The sequence below is a fragment of the Paenibacillus sp. P32E genome, assembly GCF_001909085.1.
Classification (GTDB): Bacteria; Bacillota; Bacilli; order Paenibacillales; family Paenibacillaceae; genus Paenibacillus_AQ; species Paenibacillus_AQ helianthi.
Genome location: NZ_LVYY01000076.1, coordinates 69,907 through 87,603 on the forward strand (window position 1 = coordinate 69,907; position 17,697 = coordinate 87,603).

Annotated in this window: 18 protein-coding genes, 1 tRNA gene and 2 pseudogenes; 14 read left to right on the forward strand and 7 right to left on the reverse strand. The window is 47.9% G+C overall.

The genetic code is table 11. The annotated features are described in order from the left end of the window. Window positions 1-302: 302 nt before the first annotated feature. From A3848_RS29140 to A3848_RS29155, 5 genes and pseudogenes are all read left to right on the forward strand, one after another. Window positions 303-1,118: an Rpn family recombination-promoting nuclease/putative transposase gene (locus A3848_RS29140; RefSeq protein ID WP_256702592.1), complete on the forward strand. Its 816-nt coding sequence runs from the start codon at window positions 303-305 to the stop codon at window positions 1,116-1,118. A 393-nt stretch (window positions 1,119-1,511) separates the two neighbouring features. After that, window positions 1,512-2,411, forward strand: a complete 900-nt coding sequence (locus tag A3848_RS29145) for a class I SAM-dependent methyltransferase (RefSeq protein ID WP_074088537.1) — start codon at window positions 1,512-1,514, stop codon at window positions 2,409-2,411. A gap of 86 nt (window positions 2,412-2,497) precedes the next feature. Then, window positions 2,498-2,588: pseudogene (locus A3848_RS33530) on the forward strand (PD-(D/E)XK nuclease family transposase); the annotation flags it as partial. Window positions 2,589-2,960: 372 nt separating this feature from the next. Continuing rightward, window positions 2,961-3,092 (forward strand): annotated as a pseudogene (locus A3848_RS29150) (tyrosine-type recombinase/integrase); the annotation flags it as partial. A 497-nt stretch (window positions 3,093-3,589) separates the two neighbouring features. Next, window positions 3,590-4,519 (forward strand): GNAT family N-acetyltransferase, encoded by a 930-nt coding sequence (locus tag A3848_RS29155; RefSeq protein ID WP_074088538.1) that lies wholly within the window; start codon window positions 3,590-3,592, stop codon window positions 4,517-4,519. A gap of 321 nt (window positions 4,520-4,840) precedes the next feature. On the opposite strand, the gene A3848_RS29160 is transcribed toward A3848_RS29155, so the two are convergent. Both A3848_RS29160 and A3848_RS32565 read right to left on the reverse strand, forming a co-directional pair. Then, window positions 4,841-4,912: transfer RNA gene (locus tag A3848_RS29160), tRNA-Val, on the reverse strand. Between the two features lie 10 nt (window positions 4,913-4,922). Continuing rightward, the gene (locus A3848_RS32565; protein WP_178382098.1) at window positions 4,923-5,330 is read right to left on the reverse strand and encodes a hypothetical protein; all 408 of its coding nucleotides are present in this window, start codon (window positions 5,328-5,330) and stop codon (window positions 4,923-4,925) included. Here A3848_RS32565 and A3848_RS29165 point away from each other — a divergent pair. The 4 genes from A3848_RS29165 (at window position 5,257) to A3848_RS29180 (ending at window position 7,423) form a co-directional block, all read left to right on the forward strand. Beyond that, complete coding sequence (locus A3848_RS29165) at window positions 5,257-6,267, forward strand: site-2 protease family protein (RefSeq protein WP_143192483.1); 1,011 nt, start codon at window positions 5,257-5,259, stop codon at window positions 6,265-6,267. The genes A3848_RS32565 and A3848_RS29165 overlap by 74 nt on opposite strands. Window positions 6,268-6,334: 67 nt before the next feature. Continuing rightward, window positions 6,335-6,550, forward strand: coding sequence for a hypothetical protein (locus tag A3848_RS29170; protein ID WP_074088540.1), 216 nt, complete (start codon window positions 6,335-6,337; stop codon window positions 6,548-6,550). 103 nt (window positions 6,551-6,653) lie between these two features. Next, a complete protein-coding gene (locus A3848_RS29175) occupies window positions 6,654-7,097 on the forward strand; it encodes a GNAT family N-acetyltransferase (protein WP_074088683.1) in 444 nt (147 codons plus the stop codon). A 92-nt stretch (window positions 7,098-7,189) separates the two neighbouring features. After that, complete coding sequence (locus A3848_RS29180; RefSeq protein WP_074088541.1) at window positions 7,190-7,423, forward strand: DUF3892 domain-containing protein; 234 nt, start codon at window positions 7,190-7,192, stop codon at window positions 7,421-7,423. 75 nt (window positions 7,424-7,498) lie between these two features. Here the strand turns inward: A3848_RS29180 and A3848_RS29185 are convergent, their stop codons facing one another. Further along, window positions 7,499-8,236: an MBL fold metallo-hydrolase gene (locus tag A3848_RS29185; RefSeq protein WP_074088542.1), complete on the reverse strand. Its 738-nt coding sequence runs from the start codon at window positions 8,234-8,236 to the stop codon at window positions 7,499-7,501. Window positions 8,237-8,390: 154 nt separating this feature from the next. On the opposite strand from A3848_RS29185, the gene A3848_RS29190 reads away from it, so the two are divergent. Both A3848_RS29190 and A3848_RS29195 read left to right on the forward strand, forming a co-directional pair. After that, a complete protein-coding gene (locus A3848_RS29190; protein WP_074088543.1) occupies window positions 8,391-8,942 on the forward strand; it encodes a flagellar hook assembly protein FlgD in 552 nt (183 codons plus the stop codon). A 90-nt stretch (window positions 8,943-9,032) separates the two neighbouring features. After that, window positions 9,033-9,356, forward strand: coding sequence for a DUF1292 domain-containing protein (locus tag A3848_RS29195; RefSeq protein ID WP_019911532.1), 324 nt, complete (start codon window positions 9,033-9,035; stop codon window positions 9,354-9,356). A gap of 119 nt (window positions 9,357-9,475) precedes the next feature. Here the strand turns inward: A3848_RS29195 and A3848_RS29200 are convergent, their stop codons facing one another. Then, on the reverse strand, window positions 9,476-10,951 hold the full coding sequence (locus A3848_RS29200; RefSeq protein ID WP_074088544.1) for an aminotransferase class I/II-fold pyridoxal phosphate-dependent enzyme: 1,476 nt from the start codon (window positions 10,949-10,951) through the stop codon (window positions 9,476-9,478). Window positions 10,952-11,042: 91 nt separating this feature from the next. Between A3848_RS29200 and A3848_RS29205 the strand changes: the two genes are divergently transcribed. Beyond that, window positions 11,043-12,332 (forward strand): MFS transporter, encoded by a 1,290-nt coding sequence (locus A3848_RS29205; protein ID WP_074088545.1) that lies wholly within the window; start codon window positions 11,043-11,045, stop codon window positions 12,330-12,332. 131 nt (window positions 12,333-12,463) lie between these two features. Here A3848_RS29205 and A3848_RS29210 read toward each other — a convergent pair whose 3' ends face one another. Further along, window positions 12,464-13,087 carry a YktB family protein gene (locus A3848_RS29210; RefSeq protein ID WP_074088546.1) on the reverse strand — a complete coding sequence of 208 codons (624 nt, stop codon included), beginning with the start codon at window positions 13,085-13,087 and terminating at the stop codon, window positions 12,464-12,466. 308 nt (window positions 13,088-13,395) lie between these two features. Between A3848_RS29210 and A3848_RS29215 the strand changes: the two genes are divergently transcribed. Continuing rightward, on the forward strand, window positions 13,396-13,992 hold the full coding sequence (locus tag A3848_RS29215; protein WP_074088547.1) for a hypothetical protein: 597 nt from the start codon (window positions 13,396-13,398) through the stop codon (window positions 13,990-13,992). 56 nt (window positions 13,993-14,048) lie between these two features. On the opposite strand, the gene map is transcribed toward A3848_RS29215, so the two are convergent. Beyond that, window positions 14,049-14,795 (reverse strand): type I methionyl aminopeptidase, encoded by a 747-nt coding sequence (map, locus tag A3848_RS29220; RefSeq protein ID WP_074088548.1) that lies wholly within the window; start codon window positions 14,793-14,795, stop codon window positions 14,049-14,051. Between the two features lie 27 nt (window positions 14,796-14,822). Further along, window positions 14,823-15,605 (reverse strand): TetR/AcrR family transcriptional regulator, encoded by a 783-nt coding sequence (locus tag A3848_RS29225; RefSeq protein WP_074088549.1) that lies wholly within the window; start codon window positions 15,603-15,605, stop codon window positions 14,823-14,825. Window positions 15,606-16,119: 514 nt separating this feature from the next. On the opposite strand from A3848_RS29225, the gene gndA reads away from it, so the two are divergent. Further along, a complete protein-coding gene (gndA, locus tag A3848_RS29230; protein ID WP_074088550.1) occupies window positions 16,120-17,532 on the forward strand; it encodes an NADP-dependent phosphogluconate dehydrogenase in 1,413 nt (470 codons plus the stop codon). Window positions 17,533-17,697: the final 165 nt, after the last annotated feature.

Sequence of the window (17,697 nt, forward strand, 5' to 3'; positions counted from 1 at the left end):
TATCGCTCTTTTCTAGCGTGCCATATTACACTAAACAAACTAAGAGTGGAAGTTTTATAACGGAAGGCTTCGCCTTCGGCGTTTGTTTCCGCCTTCCATACGTCACCATCGGCATTACTAAGCTTAAACTACTTCTCTAAAGCTCTCAAAGCTTTTCAGTTCTTCAACTACTCATACTGTAGACGTGTTTACAGCAATGCTTCAAAACGACAACATGATTCAATCTGAGGGGTTCTACGCATCTTTGTTGGGTTCAAAACCTTCGGGAAATGCTATAATTATAATGAATGGAGCTGATGCCGATGGATTTGCTTGACCCACGTGTGGATTTTGTATTCAAACGGATATTTGGCAGCGAGAATAACAAGGATGTGCTGCTGGCGTTTCTTAACCGCATTTTTACGGAAGCTGGCGAGCCGCCGTTGACTGAGATCATCCTGATGAATCCTTATACGGATAAAGATGATCCACTCGACAAACAGTCCATCTTCGATGTTTACGCCAAGACTTCTGAAGGCAAGCTGATTGATATAGAGATGCAGTTGTTTAATAAGTACGACATCGAGAAACGGACGCTCTTTTATTGGAGCAAACGATATGCGAGTCAACTCAGCGAGGGAGACAAATATCCGGAGCTGAAGAAATGGGTGACGATTAACATTTTAAACTATTCGTTCTTGAAGAATGAGCAATATCATAACGTATTTCATCTGCGGGAAGACCGGACGGGGATATCCTTAATTGACGATATTGAGGTGCATTTCCTGGAGTTGCCGAAGTTAGATGAGCATAGCGTTCCGTCTGAGGGTGGACTGATCAATTGGCTGTTGTTCTTAAAGGGTGCCGATACATCACACTGGGAGGTGCTGAAGATGAATGAGCCTGGATTGGAGAAGGCAATGGATACTCTGCAATATTTGAGTCAAGATTCAGAAGCCAGACGGTTGTATGAGGCCAGACAGAAGTACTTGCATGACGAAGCTTCCATGTTGGGAAGTGCCGAAATGGCAGGTGTAAAGAAAGTGGCCAAAAATATGCTTGCTATGAATATAGACATAAAGACTATTACAAAGGCCACTGGATTAACAGAGCAGGAGATCAGTGCTTTGAGGAAGTAAAAATGTGGGAGCATCCTATTAGCGGATGCTCCCTTTCTTTTGCGACATCTAGGCGGTGATCTTCCTGCTTACCTACTGCATCCACCAAGAAGTATCTTGCCTGTGGGGGGCTTCTAGAGTGACATCAAAACTGTAACTACGTAGAAGCTTATGTGCCGTTATCTTCGGACAGGTGTTCGACTCCTCTCGGCTCCATATGGAGTGAAGTAGATACCTTAAATAGTGTCTTTTTTCATGTTTTCAAAGGGGAATATGGGATGCTGAGGGCCGTGATAGCATTCAGCCCTTGCATTTGGTTTTCCTGATGATGCAGGTAACATTTTAAAATAAGAGTTTTAATAATATAATCTTCTAGTGGAACTGTATTTCAGTTTTCAAGATAGAGGTGAAGTTATGGATAACTATTGGTCAACCCTTGTTCAAGGCCCTAAGACTTTGGACTATACAAGGGAGCTCAGATTTAGCGATGAACGAAGGGATTGTTTTATCAAAGCATTGGGACTACAGCCTGGAATGAGTATTGTCGATCTTGGATGTGGTCCTGGAACATTGACCAGAAAAATATCGAAGTGGCTAAATCATGATGTTTCTCTCATGGGCATTGATCGCGATTCTGCTTTTATTGAGTACGCCAGTAAAGAAGCTCGAGAGCAAGGTATGAATAATATTACATACATCCAAGGAGATATACTTAAAGTTCCGCTCCCCTCTGATTCTGTTGATGCGTGCATATCGCATACTGTGATTGAGCATGTTCCCAATCGTGATTTCTTGCTTGAACAACAGCGGATATGTAGATCAGGAGGTACGGTCTCAGTGATGAGTTCTCGACCTGAGAAAAGCATTATCTCCACGCCGTTGTCTGCTTCACAAGCACAGATGTCAGTCAGGGAACAGGAGTTATGGAAACCGATTCATGAAATCTGGTCCAGGAAAGATTCTTCAAGAGGAATTGGCAATTATGCATTAGACCCTTCATTATTACCGTTGCTATTCGAAGAACTTGGTTTTGTTCATATTGAAGTGGACGCAATTACTTTGCCGGTGGTCCTGGATAACTCGAGCACTTCCAGCGAGCAAAAGCTAAGAATGGTAGAGTTAGAGCGACAGCAGGCCATAGAAGGACTAGAGATTGGTTTAAACCAACTTGATGAAGAATATGAACATGCTGGGGAGCTCGGATTGCTGATCCACCAACGTTATGATAAGCGTAAAGACCTAGTCATAAGCCAGAAAAGAGTATGGGATTTTCAAATTTATATGCTGTTTGTAGTGCGTGGAATGAAACCATGATCATCCAATACCCAAGATTGATATTTGAGCAATAAATTCTCCAATAAGGGTTCAGTCTGTAATAATAACGGATGGAGCGGATGGCGATGGATTTGCTGGACCCACGGGTAGATTTTGTATTCAAACGGATATTTGGCAGTGAGAACAATAAGTGTACTGCTGGCGTTTCTTAATCGTATCATTTTGATCTTAAAACTTCGATAAGCTAATGCTCGCTGGTGACGGACTAGTGGAGGCTGCATAGACTAAATCTGCTGTTTATCAACTGTTGCTCATCATCAGTATTCCTCATTTATGAGTATTCCCCTTAAATATCAAAGTATGAAGCTTGAGCTTCTTCAGTTTCGATTTAGATAAATAAGCGATCTTCCGAAAATCAGGGAGGCCGCTTATTTTATTTGTGCAGATTTATACGCTCCGTGACCACAAAGGGTCAACGGTTTCTTTGGCATGTCTATTTTCTATCCATAAAAAACAAAAAATCCTTGAATATCAAGGCTTTTTGCGTATAGGACGGAGGGGTTCGAACCCATGACCCCTACCCTAGAGAAAGTTGGTCTAAAGAAAATGAAGTTTCATGGTATGCGACATACGCATGCAACCCTACTGCGGTTACAAGGTGTTAATCCTAAAGTCGTATCTGAACGTCTAGGTCATGCTTCAGTGAAAATTACCCTCGATGTGAGCCTTATATGGAAATTAACTCATCCATAAAATGATACAAATAATTAATCCGACCAAATTATATTTTGGTCTATTTGTGCTTCCCAGAAGTACAAATCGTATATGGACAAATGGTTTTATTCAAAATATACCTAGAACGATATCTCAACCCATTGTATAGTTGTAAATATGTCCCAAATAGGAGTTGTCAATAATGGTTAAAGTATTGGAATATTTTGATGAAGCTATTTGACTTACCAAGGTTTTAAATTGCTGTTTTGGATAATTCTTAAGAGGAAATAGACTGGGAGCTGTCCTATTAGAACATGCCATCAGAGAGATAAGAAAATTAGGATTATCTAAACTTTACCTCTGTACTGATTTAGAAGGTTATAAAGGTATATGAAGCAACAATCCATTCAACATACAGGGAATGATAAAATAACCTGCATAAAATGGCTAAAGCAGGATTGGCATCTGTATCTTTGTTACATTTTCTGAAAAGGAGTGACCTTATGAAATATATCAGAAAAGAATTTAAAGATCGTGATTTTTTAAGAATTAGAGATTTTTTGAAAAACTCCTGTCAACATACCCCCTTTCGGAAAAATTGGTTAATAGACCGTTGGATCTTCAATCGATATTGGGGACAAATCATGCATGATACCTTTCATACTTGGCCAGAAACTGTTGGATTATGGGAAGATGAGAACGATGACATAGTTGCAATTGTGAATTCGGAAGGAGACAGGATAGGGAGAAAAACGGGCGCAGCATTTTTCCAGCTTGCGGACAAAGAATTCTCAAATGAATTCCTTAATGAGTTGGTCGATCATGCGGAAAAGAAATTAGCTCTACAGAATGAGTCAGGATGGTCCATCGCTCTTAGAGTAAACGAAGATTCATGGCAGCTTAAGGAAATTTTGAGAAACAGAGATTATATGCTACTCGAATGGAGAGAAGCTATGTCCAGCATGAACCTGGCTGATGAGTTTAAAGCGGAACTGCCAGATGGATTTAGGATTGTCGACGCGAATGAGATTAACGATTATCAGAAAGGCTTTGCACATGGAAGAGCCTTTGGTTACTATAAGCAAGATATTTCAGATGATGATGATGCGGAACGTTGCTTTAGATCTTTAAGAAAGGCGCCTGGTTATTTGCCGGAATTGGATTTAGCCATAGTTGATCAGTTTGATGAGGTTGCTTCATTTGCCAACGTCTGGTACGACGAATTGAATCAAATAGGAATATTAGAACCGGTAGGAACTATACCCAAGTACAGAAAAATGGGTCTTGGAAGAGCAGTTATTTACGAAGGAATTGATAGAGTCAAGAAAAAAGGCGCGGATAAGATGTATGTCGGTTCTGATCAACAGTTTTACCTTTCCATAGGATTCTTAGTAGAATATTCAAAAGAAATATGGCAAAAAGATTTTATATAAATAAATTGTGATAAAGTAAGACTACGCTTACGGGAAACGAGAGTTTAATCTTACAGTGGAAGACTAATTCTTTATTTTCTTCGAACAATTAAAGCCGCTGTAATGAACAAAACATAGAAAAGCCGACCCATTGCGGTCGGCTTTTCTCATCTACATGAATTTAATTTATCCAAGAGTAAAACCCACTGATAAAGTAATGCTTACCCTAAAATCTCTCTAAAAAAACTATTCTTGACCAAAGACTTATTTTACTCCTCTTGCCACACTCCAACTTATCCCTAAACAAACAAAAAACCCTTGAATATCAAGGGTTTTTCTCTATAGGACGGATGGGGTTCGAACCCATGACCCCTACCCTGTCAAGATAGTGCTCTCCCGCTGAGCTACCGTCCTGCAACGAAATTTATAATACCACAGGATGTAAGGTAAAGGCAATATTTTTTTCGGGAACGGTTCTCCGGATTAGAGAGGAGCTATGGAATGCCCATGATGCGGTGCCGGTTTCTTCTATTAATAGAGTCTGAATTCCGTTCCCTTCCGCAGCTTGATTGATGGTAATCGGTTGCTGGAGGTTTTTTTTGTCTCGTTCTCCTGCTCCCTCCGGAATAGTGGAATCACTGCCGTCAACATGATAATCTTGAATCAAACGAAGAAAAGGAGCAAAGAATTTGCCAGAGCCCAATGAACAAAAGAAAAAAACTTCCGCCGGACTAAAATGGCTGGGAGGCGGGGCAGCTATGCTGCTCCTGAAAGGAAAGGCGATACTGTCACTTTTAAAGCTGGGGAAAATCGCCGGTCCGCTGATATCCATGATGGTTTCCGTATGGGCCTATGCACTGATCTATCCTTGGCAATTCGCCATCGGATTTGTCCTGCTGCTGTTTGTCCATGAGCTCGGACACGTAATCGCCGCCAAGAGGATTGGTCTGCCGGTGAGTGCTCCGTTGTTCATCCCTTTTCTGGGGGCTTTAATTACCATGAAAAAACAGCCGCTGGATGCAAAAATGGAGGCTTATGTAGCCTTTGGCGGTCCGCTTTTGGGCAGCGCAGGAGCGGCAGTTGTTTTTGCATTCGCCTATTATTATCACAGTCCGCTGTTGTATTCGCTGGCCTATATCGGATTTCTCCTCAACCTTCTGAATTTGCTGCCGATCCATCCACTGGATGGAGGGCGTATTGCGACTGCGGTCACGCGCTGGCTCTGGCTGGTAGGGCTGATTGGCGGTTTGGGTGTGATTCTGTACCTGAAGTCGATCCTGTTCCTGATTATCTGGGTGCTGTTTGCCTATGATTTGTACAAGAAATATATCAGCCGGCGCAAGAACAGTCAGGTGAGAACGGTTGTTTTCAGATTCCTGATTCCTGTAGAGCATTTGCGGGAACAAGGGTATCTGATTCCGGGGCCCGAACACAAAAGGGACTTGCCGTTTACTACCTACAGTGATCTGGAGCGCCAGCAATATCTCGGCATCCGTTACGAAAGCCTGGATTATTACGGAACCGCCAGACTTCCTGTACAGTGCATCATTGAGAAGGTCAAACTGACCGGACTTGACCAGGTGACTGCAGAGAACGGACTGCACTTGAATGCACAATGTGAGGTCCAATATACGGTATTTGAGAACGATAAATATTATGAGGTGCCGGCTAGCTCGCGCTGGAAATTCGGTGCAGCCTATTTTGCACTTGCAGGATGTATCGGCTTCCTGATGTACCTGGTGCATGTAGTGGGAAATGTAAATCTGTGATCCCCCGTTTAGCAGCACTCCAAACCGTCAAAGCTGTAAAAAGCTAAAGGATAGGAGGAGTATGCTTATGAGCAGAAGATTACTGGTGAGAGCCGCAGTCTGTTTGCTTGTGCTTATGGGAATGGCGGGATGTGCGGTTCGGGATGAGGCGCCCGGAGTGGTGGAGCTCCACCGGATGTCTGACCTGGAAGGGCCGCTTAACCCGGCCGACAACAGGCTGTCCCCGGTACTAGAGGATGTATATAGCCGTTCAATCCCGGAAGATGTCTATTCCACGCAATAGCGGCGTCTGGAAGGCCTGCTTTCTTGCTCTGTACAGAGAAATGGAATTTCTGTATAATGGGTCAACTATCATTTTGACCTATGGAGAGGAGACCCAAAAGACAATGGCAGCAGAAATTGTACATGTAACTACAGATGAACAACTCCAAATGGGGCTGGATATCCGTAAAAAGGTATTTGTAGAAGAACAGAAGGTTCCAGTGGAAGAGGAACTTGATGAATATGATGTAGTGGGGGACAACGCCCATCATATGCTTCTTGTGGATGAGGGGATTCCGGTAGCAACTGGAAGACTGATCTATTATAAAGCCGGAGCGGCCAAAATGCAGCGGATAGCCGTCCATAAAGCTTATCGCAGCAAGGGGTACGGAAGGGTTCTTTTACTGGCGCTGGAAGAGCTGGCCCGGGAGATCGGTCTTGAAGCCTCCATTCTGGACGCCCAGTGCCACGCAGAAGAGTTTTACAAGAAGCTGGGTTACAAGGTAATTTCCCAGGAGCCTTTCTATGATGCCGGTATCCTGCATGTGCGGATGGAAAAGGCGCTGTAAACGGGCAAGTGGGTACATACTATGTTGCTTCGGAGGACACGCTAAGGTGAGTCTGACCATGGACAATCCAAATGCGAAGGAGCAGATTCCAAATGAGCAGTACACGCGAACGGTTTATTGCGGCTCAGCGTAACGGTGACGGAGATTTGACCAGCTTCCAGACCTCTTCAGGGCGGGTGCTGGATTATCAGCAGGCGTTGCAGGAGGTTCAGGCAGGCACTATTGCCGGAGTGAATGTGTTCAAAGGTAAAGATGGCGAGATGTATATCCGCGGAGATGCGGACGGCGATCCCACCAACAATCTGGATCAGCTTCCGCAGTTTTAAGGCGGTATAGATAGGAACGGCCGGACAGGCGTACGTTGACGCTGCTGCCCGGCCGTTTTTGTATGTCAAACTCCATTAAAGGCTATAGATCCTGTGCTGTTCCAAAAACTCCATTTCTCCCGTCAGGCCTTCAAAACCCGGCTTCTCATCGCTGTAATGCATCAGCAGAATGAGTTTCCGTACTTCCTCCGGCAAGGACATCAGCTCTTTGAGGGTAGTGTGGACCTGCCCATGTCCGCGAAGTTGGCAATCATGCAGAATTCTTGCGATCCCGCGCTTACGGACAAGGCTGAGCAGAAGCTCAGGCTGAAAGGTCAGATCCGCACTGTAAAAAACCTTCTCATTCAGCAGTAGTGAATAGCTGTCCCTTCCGGGGATATGCGGTGTACGAATCAGCTCCACAGTTAGTGCGGGCGACAAAGGATAGGGGATACCCGGTTCAAGCGGTTTGATATCAAAAACATCGGACAGGGACCGGTTACCCTCCTCATGAAGTTTATGAAGCAAAGGGTGCTGCCATAACGGTTCTATCAGGGTCTCTGCCAGCAGCAGTGTCATTTTGCCGCCGTGTGGTTCCCGGTTGATGGTATGGGCCAGATTTTCCAATCCGCCGATATGATCGCCATGAATATGAGTGATCAGTGTTTCGTTCACCTCATGGAAAGATTTCCCTAGTGCCTTCATAGCCTTGGGTGCGGTCACTCCACAGTCGATCAGCAGTGTATATCCGTTAACCTGAAGCAACGCGTTGTTATTATAGTATTTTGTGGAAAAGGCATCCCCTGTGCCCAACATTTGCAAGTCAATTGTCATGGTGAAAAACCCTCCTGGAATTCATAGCCGAATCTATTTATTCTATCGTATCATTCTTCACAAAAGGAATGAAATAATTCCCTGTCATTCCGCAACTTGTCGCAATTTTTACAGTATACATTAACAGCATGAATTACTTGGAGGGTCTCTAGTGATGAGATGGAAAAAAATAGCGCTGTGTATGGTTGTGTTTTCCTTAATGGGCGGTTCATTATTATTTGCAGATGCCGTTAATCAGAAGATCAGAGTATGGAGCAACGGCAAGGAAATATCGGATGGCGGTTACTTGATTGACGGCAAAGCCTACATTCCCGCCAGAGAAGCAGGGGGTATTGTCAGCTGGGATGGTTCTGGTAAACTGAGCATCCTGAGACCCAATGTGCATATTGTTCTGTTTAAAGGTGATAATGTTTTTGGCAATGTGAATGTAGGCAAGCTAAAGATCAAGGTGTTGACCCAGGTAGACAGTCTGACCGAGGATGTTGCGGCGGTAAAGGTTGCGATCACGGACCCGTCGGGCAACGTGAAGGATATCCAGTCCCAGGAACTGGGCGGCTCGAAGAAAGAGGACTTCTGGTTTCCGACTTCGGAGTTCACCTATGATTTCAAGGATTCCGGAAAATACCGGGTTGGCTTCTATATCAAACCTTCCAAAGGTACGGATTATGTACTTGTGTCAGAGAAAGTAATCACTGCGCTGGATTGATCAATTCAGAGCACCCTCAAATTGACCTTGCTTATCTTACGTGTTACGATACCAAATGTAGGATAATTCAATTCAAAGTGAGGTATTACAATGAGCGATCACAAACATGAGCATGGCCATGAACATGGTGAAGCATGCGGTTGCGGACATGATCACGACCATGAGCACGAGGAGTTTGTGCTGACCTTGACGAACGAGCAGGGCGAAGATGTGGAAATGGTGCTGGTGGAAACGTTCGACGTAGGCGAGAAGTTATATGCACTGCTGCTGGAACGCGAAAACCCTGAGGCAGACGGCATCATTCTGCGCATGGAAGAAGAAGATGAAGAAATGGTGCTTTACAACATTGAAGATGAAGCTGAATGGAAAGCTGTTGAAGAAGCTTACAACGAGCTGCTTGCCCAGCAAGAATAGATTTCATGAAGCAAAGTGGGCCTCTCGATATTGGACAAGACCTGCGAGGCTTGCATACAAAAACCCGATACTGAAGAAGTATCGGGTTTTTGTATGTTGAATGTATGAAGGGGAGGCGATCAGGAGATCGGGTCCGCCTCCACGATGACTTTGACGTTCGTGATACTGCGGTCCTCCGGACCTTTGACCGGCAGCCCGATTTCCACATGATCGATGATATAATCGATGTTATCCTGGGTAATTACTTCACCTGGGAGCAGAATCGGAATCCCCGGAGGATATACGTAAATGAATTCTGCGATGATGTAGCCAGCGGATTCACGGAAAGGAACCAGCTGGGTATCGGCATAGAATGCATCCCGCGGAATCAGTGCCAGTTGCGGAATTTCCGGCACCTGCACCTTGAGCTCATAGATTTCACCTTTGCTGTAATGAATGGCAGAGAGTACTTTCAGTGCGGCAATGAGCTTATCTACCGATTCCTGGGTATCTCCTGGCGTAATCAGGCAAAGAATGTTATACATGTCGCTAAGCTCAACTTCAATGTTGTATTTCTGGCGCAGCCAGTTCTCGGTTTCGTAACCGGTGATGCCGAGATGGCGCACATGGATGTTCAGCTTGGTCGGGTCAATATTGAACGTTGCTTCCGTACCCAGAATTTCTTTGCCGAAGCTGTAGAGGCCTTCAATGCTGTTAATGGTATCACGGGCATAGTTCGATAGGGCAATGGTTCTTGCAGCCATCTCGTGGCCGTTCAGGGCCAAATTACGTCTGGAGGTATCCAGGGATGCCAGCAGGATGTATGAAGTTGAAGTTGTAGTCAGCATGCTGAGAATGGTTTGAACCCGCTGCGGGTTGACCAGGCCGGTCTTGGCATTCAGGTTGAGCACCGAGCTCTGTGTCATGGAGCCGCCAAGCTTGTGTACACTGGTGGCTGCCATATCCGCTCCGGCCTGCATGGCCGATACCGGGAGATCCTCATGAAAATGAATCAATACTCCATGTGCCTCGTCCACCAGTACGGGAACGCCGTAACTGTGGGCCAGGTCGACAATCGAACGCAGATCGGCACAAACGCCAAAATATGTTGGATTGATAACAAGTACACCCTTGGCATCGGGATGGCGCCTTAAGGCCTTCTCGAGTGCGCTGGTGGTAATACCGTGGTCTATCCCAAGATTCTCATCCTGTACAGGAGAGACAAAAACAGGCTTGGCTCCGGAGAAAATAATCGCTGACATCACGGATTTGTGAATGTTGCGCGGTACAATAATTTTGTCTCCTTCCGAGCAGACAGAGAGGATCATAGTCATGATGGCATTGCTCGTGCCTTGTACGCTAAAATAGGTATAGTCGGCGCCGAAAGCCTCCGCAGCCAGTTTTTGAGCTTCAAGAATTACGCCGGTAGGCTGATGAAGATCATCAAGCGGTGCGATGTTGATCAAATCTATGGATAGAGCGTTATCGCCGATAAACTCACGGAATTCGGCATCGGTTCCTAGCCCCTTCTTATGCCCGGGAATATGAAATTGAACTGGATTTCCGGCGGCATGCTTTTTGAGAGCGGTGAAGAGGGGAGTTACATGTTGATCCATTTAATGCTGTCACAACCTTTCGTGAAGAGTAATTTTTTCAAGCAAGCATCAGTATAACAAATCAATCACCATAATACTAGGATGTGATGGAATGTCTGGCAAAGTAGCTGAACGTATGCATATCAATTTAGCCTCTCCGTTCATTATGGAGATGTGGGTAATTATTTTTCTGGTGGAATTTGTAAAAGGATCACTACTGGTAGCCCTTCTGCCGGTTTATATGGAGAATATCCTTGGACTTTCAGTAACAGTCGTTGGCTTCTCGTTTGCAATGCAATACCTGGGAGACAATCTGTTCCGCAGCCCGTCGGGCTGGGTCATGGAACGCATTGGATACCGCTGGACGATGACAGGGGCTCTGCTGCTGATTCTGGTGGCGGTTGGACTGATCATTTATGCCAAAGATGCACTTTGGTTATCTGTTGCCTGTCTGATTCTGGGCATTGGCACCTCACCGCTCTGGCCTTGTACCATGACTGGTATTACCGAGCTGGCCGGTTCGACGAAAAGCGGAAGCAGCGGGGCGGCCATGGGTGCTGTGGAGATGGCCTCACTAGCTGGAACCGGGATCGGCCCCATCACAGTCAACTTTCTGATGGATCATGGCGGACAGAGCTACCGGGCCGTGTTTCTGGTGCTTATGGGCTGTGCCGCAGCTGTCGCGGCCGTTGCACTGCTGCTGCCGTCAAGGATAGGAAGTCATGCGCCTCATGCGGTTGTGCGGGATCGGGGAGAAGAGGGAGCGGCGGTCGTGGGCAGACGGATGAAACCGCTGGAAAGTCTGAAGCGGACATGGCATCAGGTCAGAACCTCGCTGAAGGTCAGCCGCTTGTTGTTTCCTGCACTCTTTCTGCAGGCCTTTGCGATAGGCCTCATGACCCCTGTAGTCACCCTGTTTGCCCGTTCCGAGCTGCATGTGACGCCGAACCAATTCAGCCTGCTGCTGATTGCAGGGGGCGGCATTACCGTACTGGCACTGATTCCGGCCGGCAAACTGGTGGACCGGATCGGAACAACCATTTTCCTGAACATCGGATTCCTGCTCGCCGCGGGCTCGCTAGCCTTTTTTTCACAGGTGCGCTGGCTGCCGCTCGCCTTCTGTGCAGTAGCGCTTGTAGGGATCAGCTATGCCTTGATTCTCCCGGCCTGGAATGCTTTTTTGGCCAAGCAGGTACCTAAGGGAGAGAGAGGAACCGTATGGGGACTGTTCCTGACGCTGCAGGGCTCCGGTATGGTGGCTGGTCCTGTGATCTCAGGGAAACTCTGGGATTCAGTAGGGCACAGCGCTCCCTTTCTGGCCAGTGCTTTTGTTATGGTGCTGCTGTTCGGGCTGCATCTGCTTATTGTCCATAGAACCGGGCGGAAGACCTGGACAAGCTAGATGTGATTAGATATAGTATTTAAAAACTGCAAAAGCCGCTGGCCACCGGAGAATTCCGGAAGCAGCGGCTTTTTTGCCGACTAGAAGCGGGCAGAACAGGCACTAAGCAGAGAATGACAACGCACGGAAATTTAGAAGGACATGCGGTAGAGCGGAAGCAGAGTCTCGAAAGTCTGCCGGACTACGGTGAGAAGTTTACCGCCATCGGATAACAGCGGGTCCTCTCTATCGATGCGAAGTCCGCACGTGACCTCGGCTTTCTTAACCTCCTTAAGCTTGCGCGAGAGCTCGGTGAATGCGGGCTTACCCATGCCGGCATGCGGTATTCCCTTTGAATCCAAATGATCTGTGGACCAGAAATACCCGCCTGGAAGCTCTGATTGGATGTCGTCCATGTTCCGGAGCAGCGCTTCAGCAAAAGTCACTTTATTAGTGCTTTCATAAATGATGGCAAACACAATAAAGAGATGGCTCTGAAACATGCCAACCTGAAAATGCGGCAGCGCCTTGTATCCCCTTTTATTCGGACCCCATGCCACCCAGGTATCATTCGGCGCATGAACGGTCCGGCGGGCATGTCTGGCTACATGCGGGAACATTTCCTCCCCCGTAAGTGAGGATAATAGAGGGGCGACTTCATCGCCCAGCTCGTTCAGCTTAGGCCGGACTCTTGCGATCAGCGCATTCATGCGCGGATCCAGACCGTCAATCTGAAATACATCAAAATCATCAGTGGTAAATCCTTGAAATGGCATTGCAGCGTCTCCTCGTATGAATAATGGTGAGATATCATAAAACAGCAGATTAAAGTCTGCATAGCCCTCTGTACTTGCATTACAGACAAGTTATTTGGAGCAAAACTGAAGTAAAGCGTTTGGAAAAGGTGGAAAGCGGGTAAAAATAGTCAATAAACCAAGTTACCGCTACATAAAATGAAGTATAAAATAAGAGCAAGACGAACGCAAAGTTTTATAAAGCAGGTTGAGGTCCGGCAGTCGGTTCTGCTCTAAGTTAAGCTAATGAAGCTGGCTTTGCTGTAACAAAGCAGTTAGGGGGGAGTGCCGTGAACAAAAACGACGAAGTCGAGTATTGCAATCTGGAGCTGCGCTTTGACAGACAGCATCTCCAGGATCTGATCAAGGACTTGATTAAGGAAGGCTATTCCCTTTATTGGAGCGAGAATGAAACGGTTTTTCTTATCTCGGTGCGCACCGGCCGCAAGCTTGTGAAGCTGCGTTTCCAGCGGATTAAGGAAGGCTTCAAACTGGTGGGAGATTATATGATCCGTGATGCGCGCCTGTCTGAGTGGATGGAGAAGCTGATTGGTGATATGCGGGGGCATGCCGTCGTTAAGCGGTTTCGCGACCGCCAGATCATTATTGAAAATATTTTGTTCGGCGAAGTGATCCGGCTGGTGGAAATCTCCGGCTACCAGCAGCGCGTGCTCTACCAGAAAGGCCCGCTGCTCTCTGATCAGGAGCTGACAAAGCTGTTCTTCTCTGTGGATGGGGAAGAGCGGATCCGCGACCGCAGGCTAGAGGTGGATGAGGTTCTGGACCAGCTCCACAAGGCCATTCAGGCCAAGGATACGGAACGGATAGCAGCATGCAAAGCCAGGCTTCTGGTATTGACAAGGGAACTGAATATGCTTGAATGGTGATACAGCCGTAATTCAGATTAGGCCAGGGCATCCCGCTTAAGGGGTGTCTTGTTTACTTACTGGGCAGTTAAAATCAGCGGTCCGTCCGGCGTGATAGCGATCGTATGCTCATATTGCGCTGACAACTTGCCGTCGGCCGTTCTTGCCGTCCATTCATCGTCGTCAATCGTGATATGGAACGTACCTTCGTTGATCATCGGTTCAATCGTAAACACCATGCCTTCCTTTAACCGAATGCCTTTGCCGGCTACGCCGATATGCTCGTAGCTCGGCTCCTCGTGCAGACTCCGCCCGATCCCGTGCGCCAGCAGATCGCGTACGACTGAGAACCCGTTCGCTTCCGCATGCTGTTGAATCGCCGACGTTATGTCGCCGAGCCGGCCCCCGGGGAGTGCCCGGGCGATCCCCAGCTCCAGACATTCCTTTGCCACCTTCATTAATTTTTGCGCCTCCGGCCGGATAGTGCCCACCGCATAGCAGTAGCACGAATCGCCGAACCATCCGCCATATTCCACGACAATGTCGAGCTTCAGTAAATCGCCGTCCATAAGCACCCGGTTCGAAGGAATACCGTGGGCCACCACATCGTTGACCGAAATGCAGGTTTCGGCGGGGAAGCCGTTGTACCCTTTGGTAAACTGCTTGCCGCCCAGCTTGGTGATATGCCCTGCAACAAAGTCATTGATTTCCCGGGTGGTGATCCCCGGCTGGATCAGTTTGGTTACCTCGCGGTAGCAGTCCGCGATGATTTGGCTCGCCGGCTTCATTTCTTCGATTTCCCTGGGTGATTTTAAAATAATCATCTTGTATTTGTTCGCTCCTTTTCCATTTTACAGTTTTAAAAACAGGACGATATCCCTGGCCTCCTCATGCAGCTTTCCGCGGCGAAGCGAAAGCGAGGCGCAGCCGACCAAGGCGGCCAGCAGCATTTCCGCGCGCTGTAGCCGATACGGCAGCTCCGCCGTGTCTCCTCCGGGAGCGGCAGCCCCATCCGCCGCACGCCCGGATTCCAGCAGCTTGGCCAGCGGCGCGAGCACCTCCCGGCGGAAAGCGGCCGAGAGCAGGGCCGAGCGTGCTTCAGGCAGCGAGGCAAAGCCCTCACCGGCCAGCTTATGCAGCAGGTACAGGGCGTGGTCCTCCGCCCAAAGCTGCAGCAGCCGGACACTGGCAGCGGCGACGGGGCCAAGCTCTGCGGCAGCGGCCGTTTCGGGGTTTCGGCTTCGGGAATCCGCCGCAGCCGAGTTTCCCGTGTCCGCCGCAGCAGCTAAGCCCAAATGCCCGCCCGCCGGCGTTTCCAACGAAGCCGAAGCGCGCGTGACCTCCAGCGGAACCTTTAGTGGAGCCGCCAACGGGGGCTTCAGCGGAGCCTCTAACGCGGCCTCCAGCCCTTCCCCGGACCGCTCCAACGCGTCCCATAGCAGATCGTGGAGCAAATCGCCCTTATTGCTGTAATAATGGTACACCGTGCCATAGCCGAGTCCCGCCTGCGCGGCCACATCGCGGATTTCCAGTAAAAGCCCTTTATTCAAAAAGACATCGGCAGCCGCTTTACGGATTTGTGCCAGACGCCGCAGCCGGATATCTTCGTTTTGTTCCTTCGTGCGTGGAGTCATCTCGTCCGTTCACCTCTTTTATTATTGACCTGCTCTTATGTCAATATAAAACATCGGCTTAAGAATAACAAGAGTTAGCTGGAGGATTTCCGGCTCAACCTGGAAGTGGTGCTTGATCAACGGATTTGCCTCGAATGAGCGAACTGTTTGGAACATTGCTGCGCTAATGGTCAAAGCGCTTAATCAGCCCCATTAACGGAGGTTTCTTTACTAACGGTTGTATGCGCACTTATTTGGCGTCGCTCACAACCATTAGATTTTTATCCCGCTTTCACGCACCCGCATACTCGTTTGGGCAAGGACCGGTTTCGGTTTTGAACGGGGGTTCACTTCTGGCGGCAAAAACGTTAAAATACTCGTTGTGAGCAATTTCCACGATTTACGCAGGAATTTGTCAATGAAATTGATCGTTTTCAAGCAGGCTGAACTTTGCTGTCTCTGATAAAGGATGGTATTCTAATACTGCGAGAAATGGATTTCACAAAAATATAAGATGCAAAGGGTGGAGAACCAGATGGCAAAACAACAAATCGGTGTGATTGGCTTGGCAGTAATGGGTAAAAACTTGGCTCTTAACATCGAGAGCAGAGGCTTCACAGTATCGGTATATAACCGTTCCCCGGAGAAGACTCATGACCTTATCAGCGAAGCGGAAGGCAAAAACCTTGTAGGTACTTTTTCCATCGGGGAATTTGTTGAATCGCTGGAAGTGCCGCGTAAAATTCTAATCATGGTTCAGGCTGGTAAAGCAACCGATGCTACAATCGAGCAGCTGTTGCCACATCTGGATCAGGGCGATATCATCATCGACGGGGGCAACGCCTATTTCCCTGACACGGTTCGCCGCAATAAGGAATTGGAGGAAAAAGGCTTCCGCTTCATCGGTACAGGTGTTTCCGGCGGTGAAGAAGGTGCACTCAAAGGACCTTCCATTATGCCTGGCGGTCAAGAAAGCGCCTATAAGCTGGTTGAACCTATTCTTACGGCAATCTCGGCCAAAGTGGACGGAGAGCCTTGCTGTACATATATTGGACCTGACGGTGCCGGACACTATGTAAAAATGGTGCATAACGGTATCGAATACGGCGACATGCAGCTGATTGGCGAAGCCTACCATTTGCTGAAGGATGTTCTTGGACTGGATGCCAAAGAACTTCACAGCATTTTCGCGGACTGGAACAACGGTGAGCTGGACAGCTATCTGATCGAGATTACCAAGGACATTTTTGCAGTATATGATGAAGAAACCGGCAAGCCGATGGTGGATGTAATCCTCGATGCTGCCGGTCAAAAAGGTACAGGCAAATGGACAAGCCAAAGCTCACTGGATCTCGGCGTGCCGCTGTCCATGATTACCGAATCCGTATTCTCACGGTTCCTGTCTGCTATGAAGGAAGAACGTGTTGCAGCGAGCAAAGTGCTGAGCGGCCCGGCAACCGAGCCATTCCAGGGCGACAAAGCCGAGTTCATTGAGAATGTCCGCAAAGCTCTGTTCGCCAGCAAAATTGTATCCTATGCTCAAGGGTTTGCACAGCTTCGTGTAGCTTCCGAGGAATATAACTGGGATCTGAAGTACGGCAGCCTGGCCAAAATCTGGCGCGGCGGCTGCATTATCCGCTCCCGCTTCCTCCAGAACATCACCGATGCCTACGAGAACAATCCGGAGCTTAAGAACCTGCTTCTTGATCCGTTCTTCAAGGACATCATGGACTCCTACCAGTCCGCATGGCGGACAGTGGTGTCCGCTGCAGTAATGCAAGGGGTTCCGGTTCCAGGCTTCTCCAGTGCCCTGGCTTACTATGACAGCTACCGTACAGAACGCCTGCCTGCGAATCTGCTTCAGGCACAGCGCGACTATTTCGGTGCTCACACCTTCAAACGTGTGGATAAGGAAGGCGTCTTCCACCACAACTGGTTGTCTGAATAAATTCAGGCATAAGCCGCAGACAGCGGCCCGAATGGCTACTCGTGTGAATGCGGGGGCTTTCGGGCCTTTTTTTGCGGAAGGGGTCTCTATTTGATGATCGCGAAGCCGTTTCTGCTCAGAGATTTAGCGTTTGTGCAATGTTTTCACCCTGTGTTATGATATGAC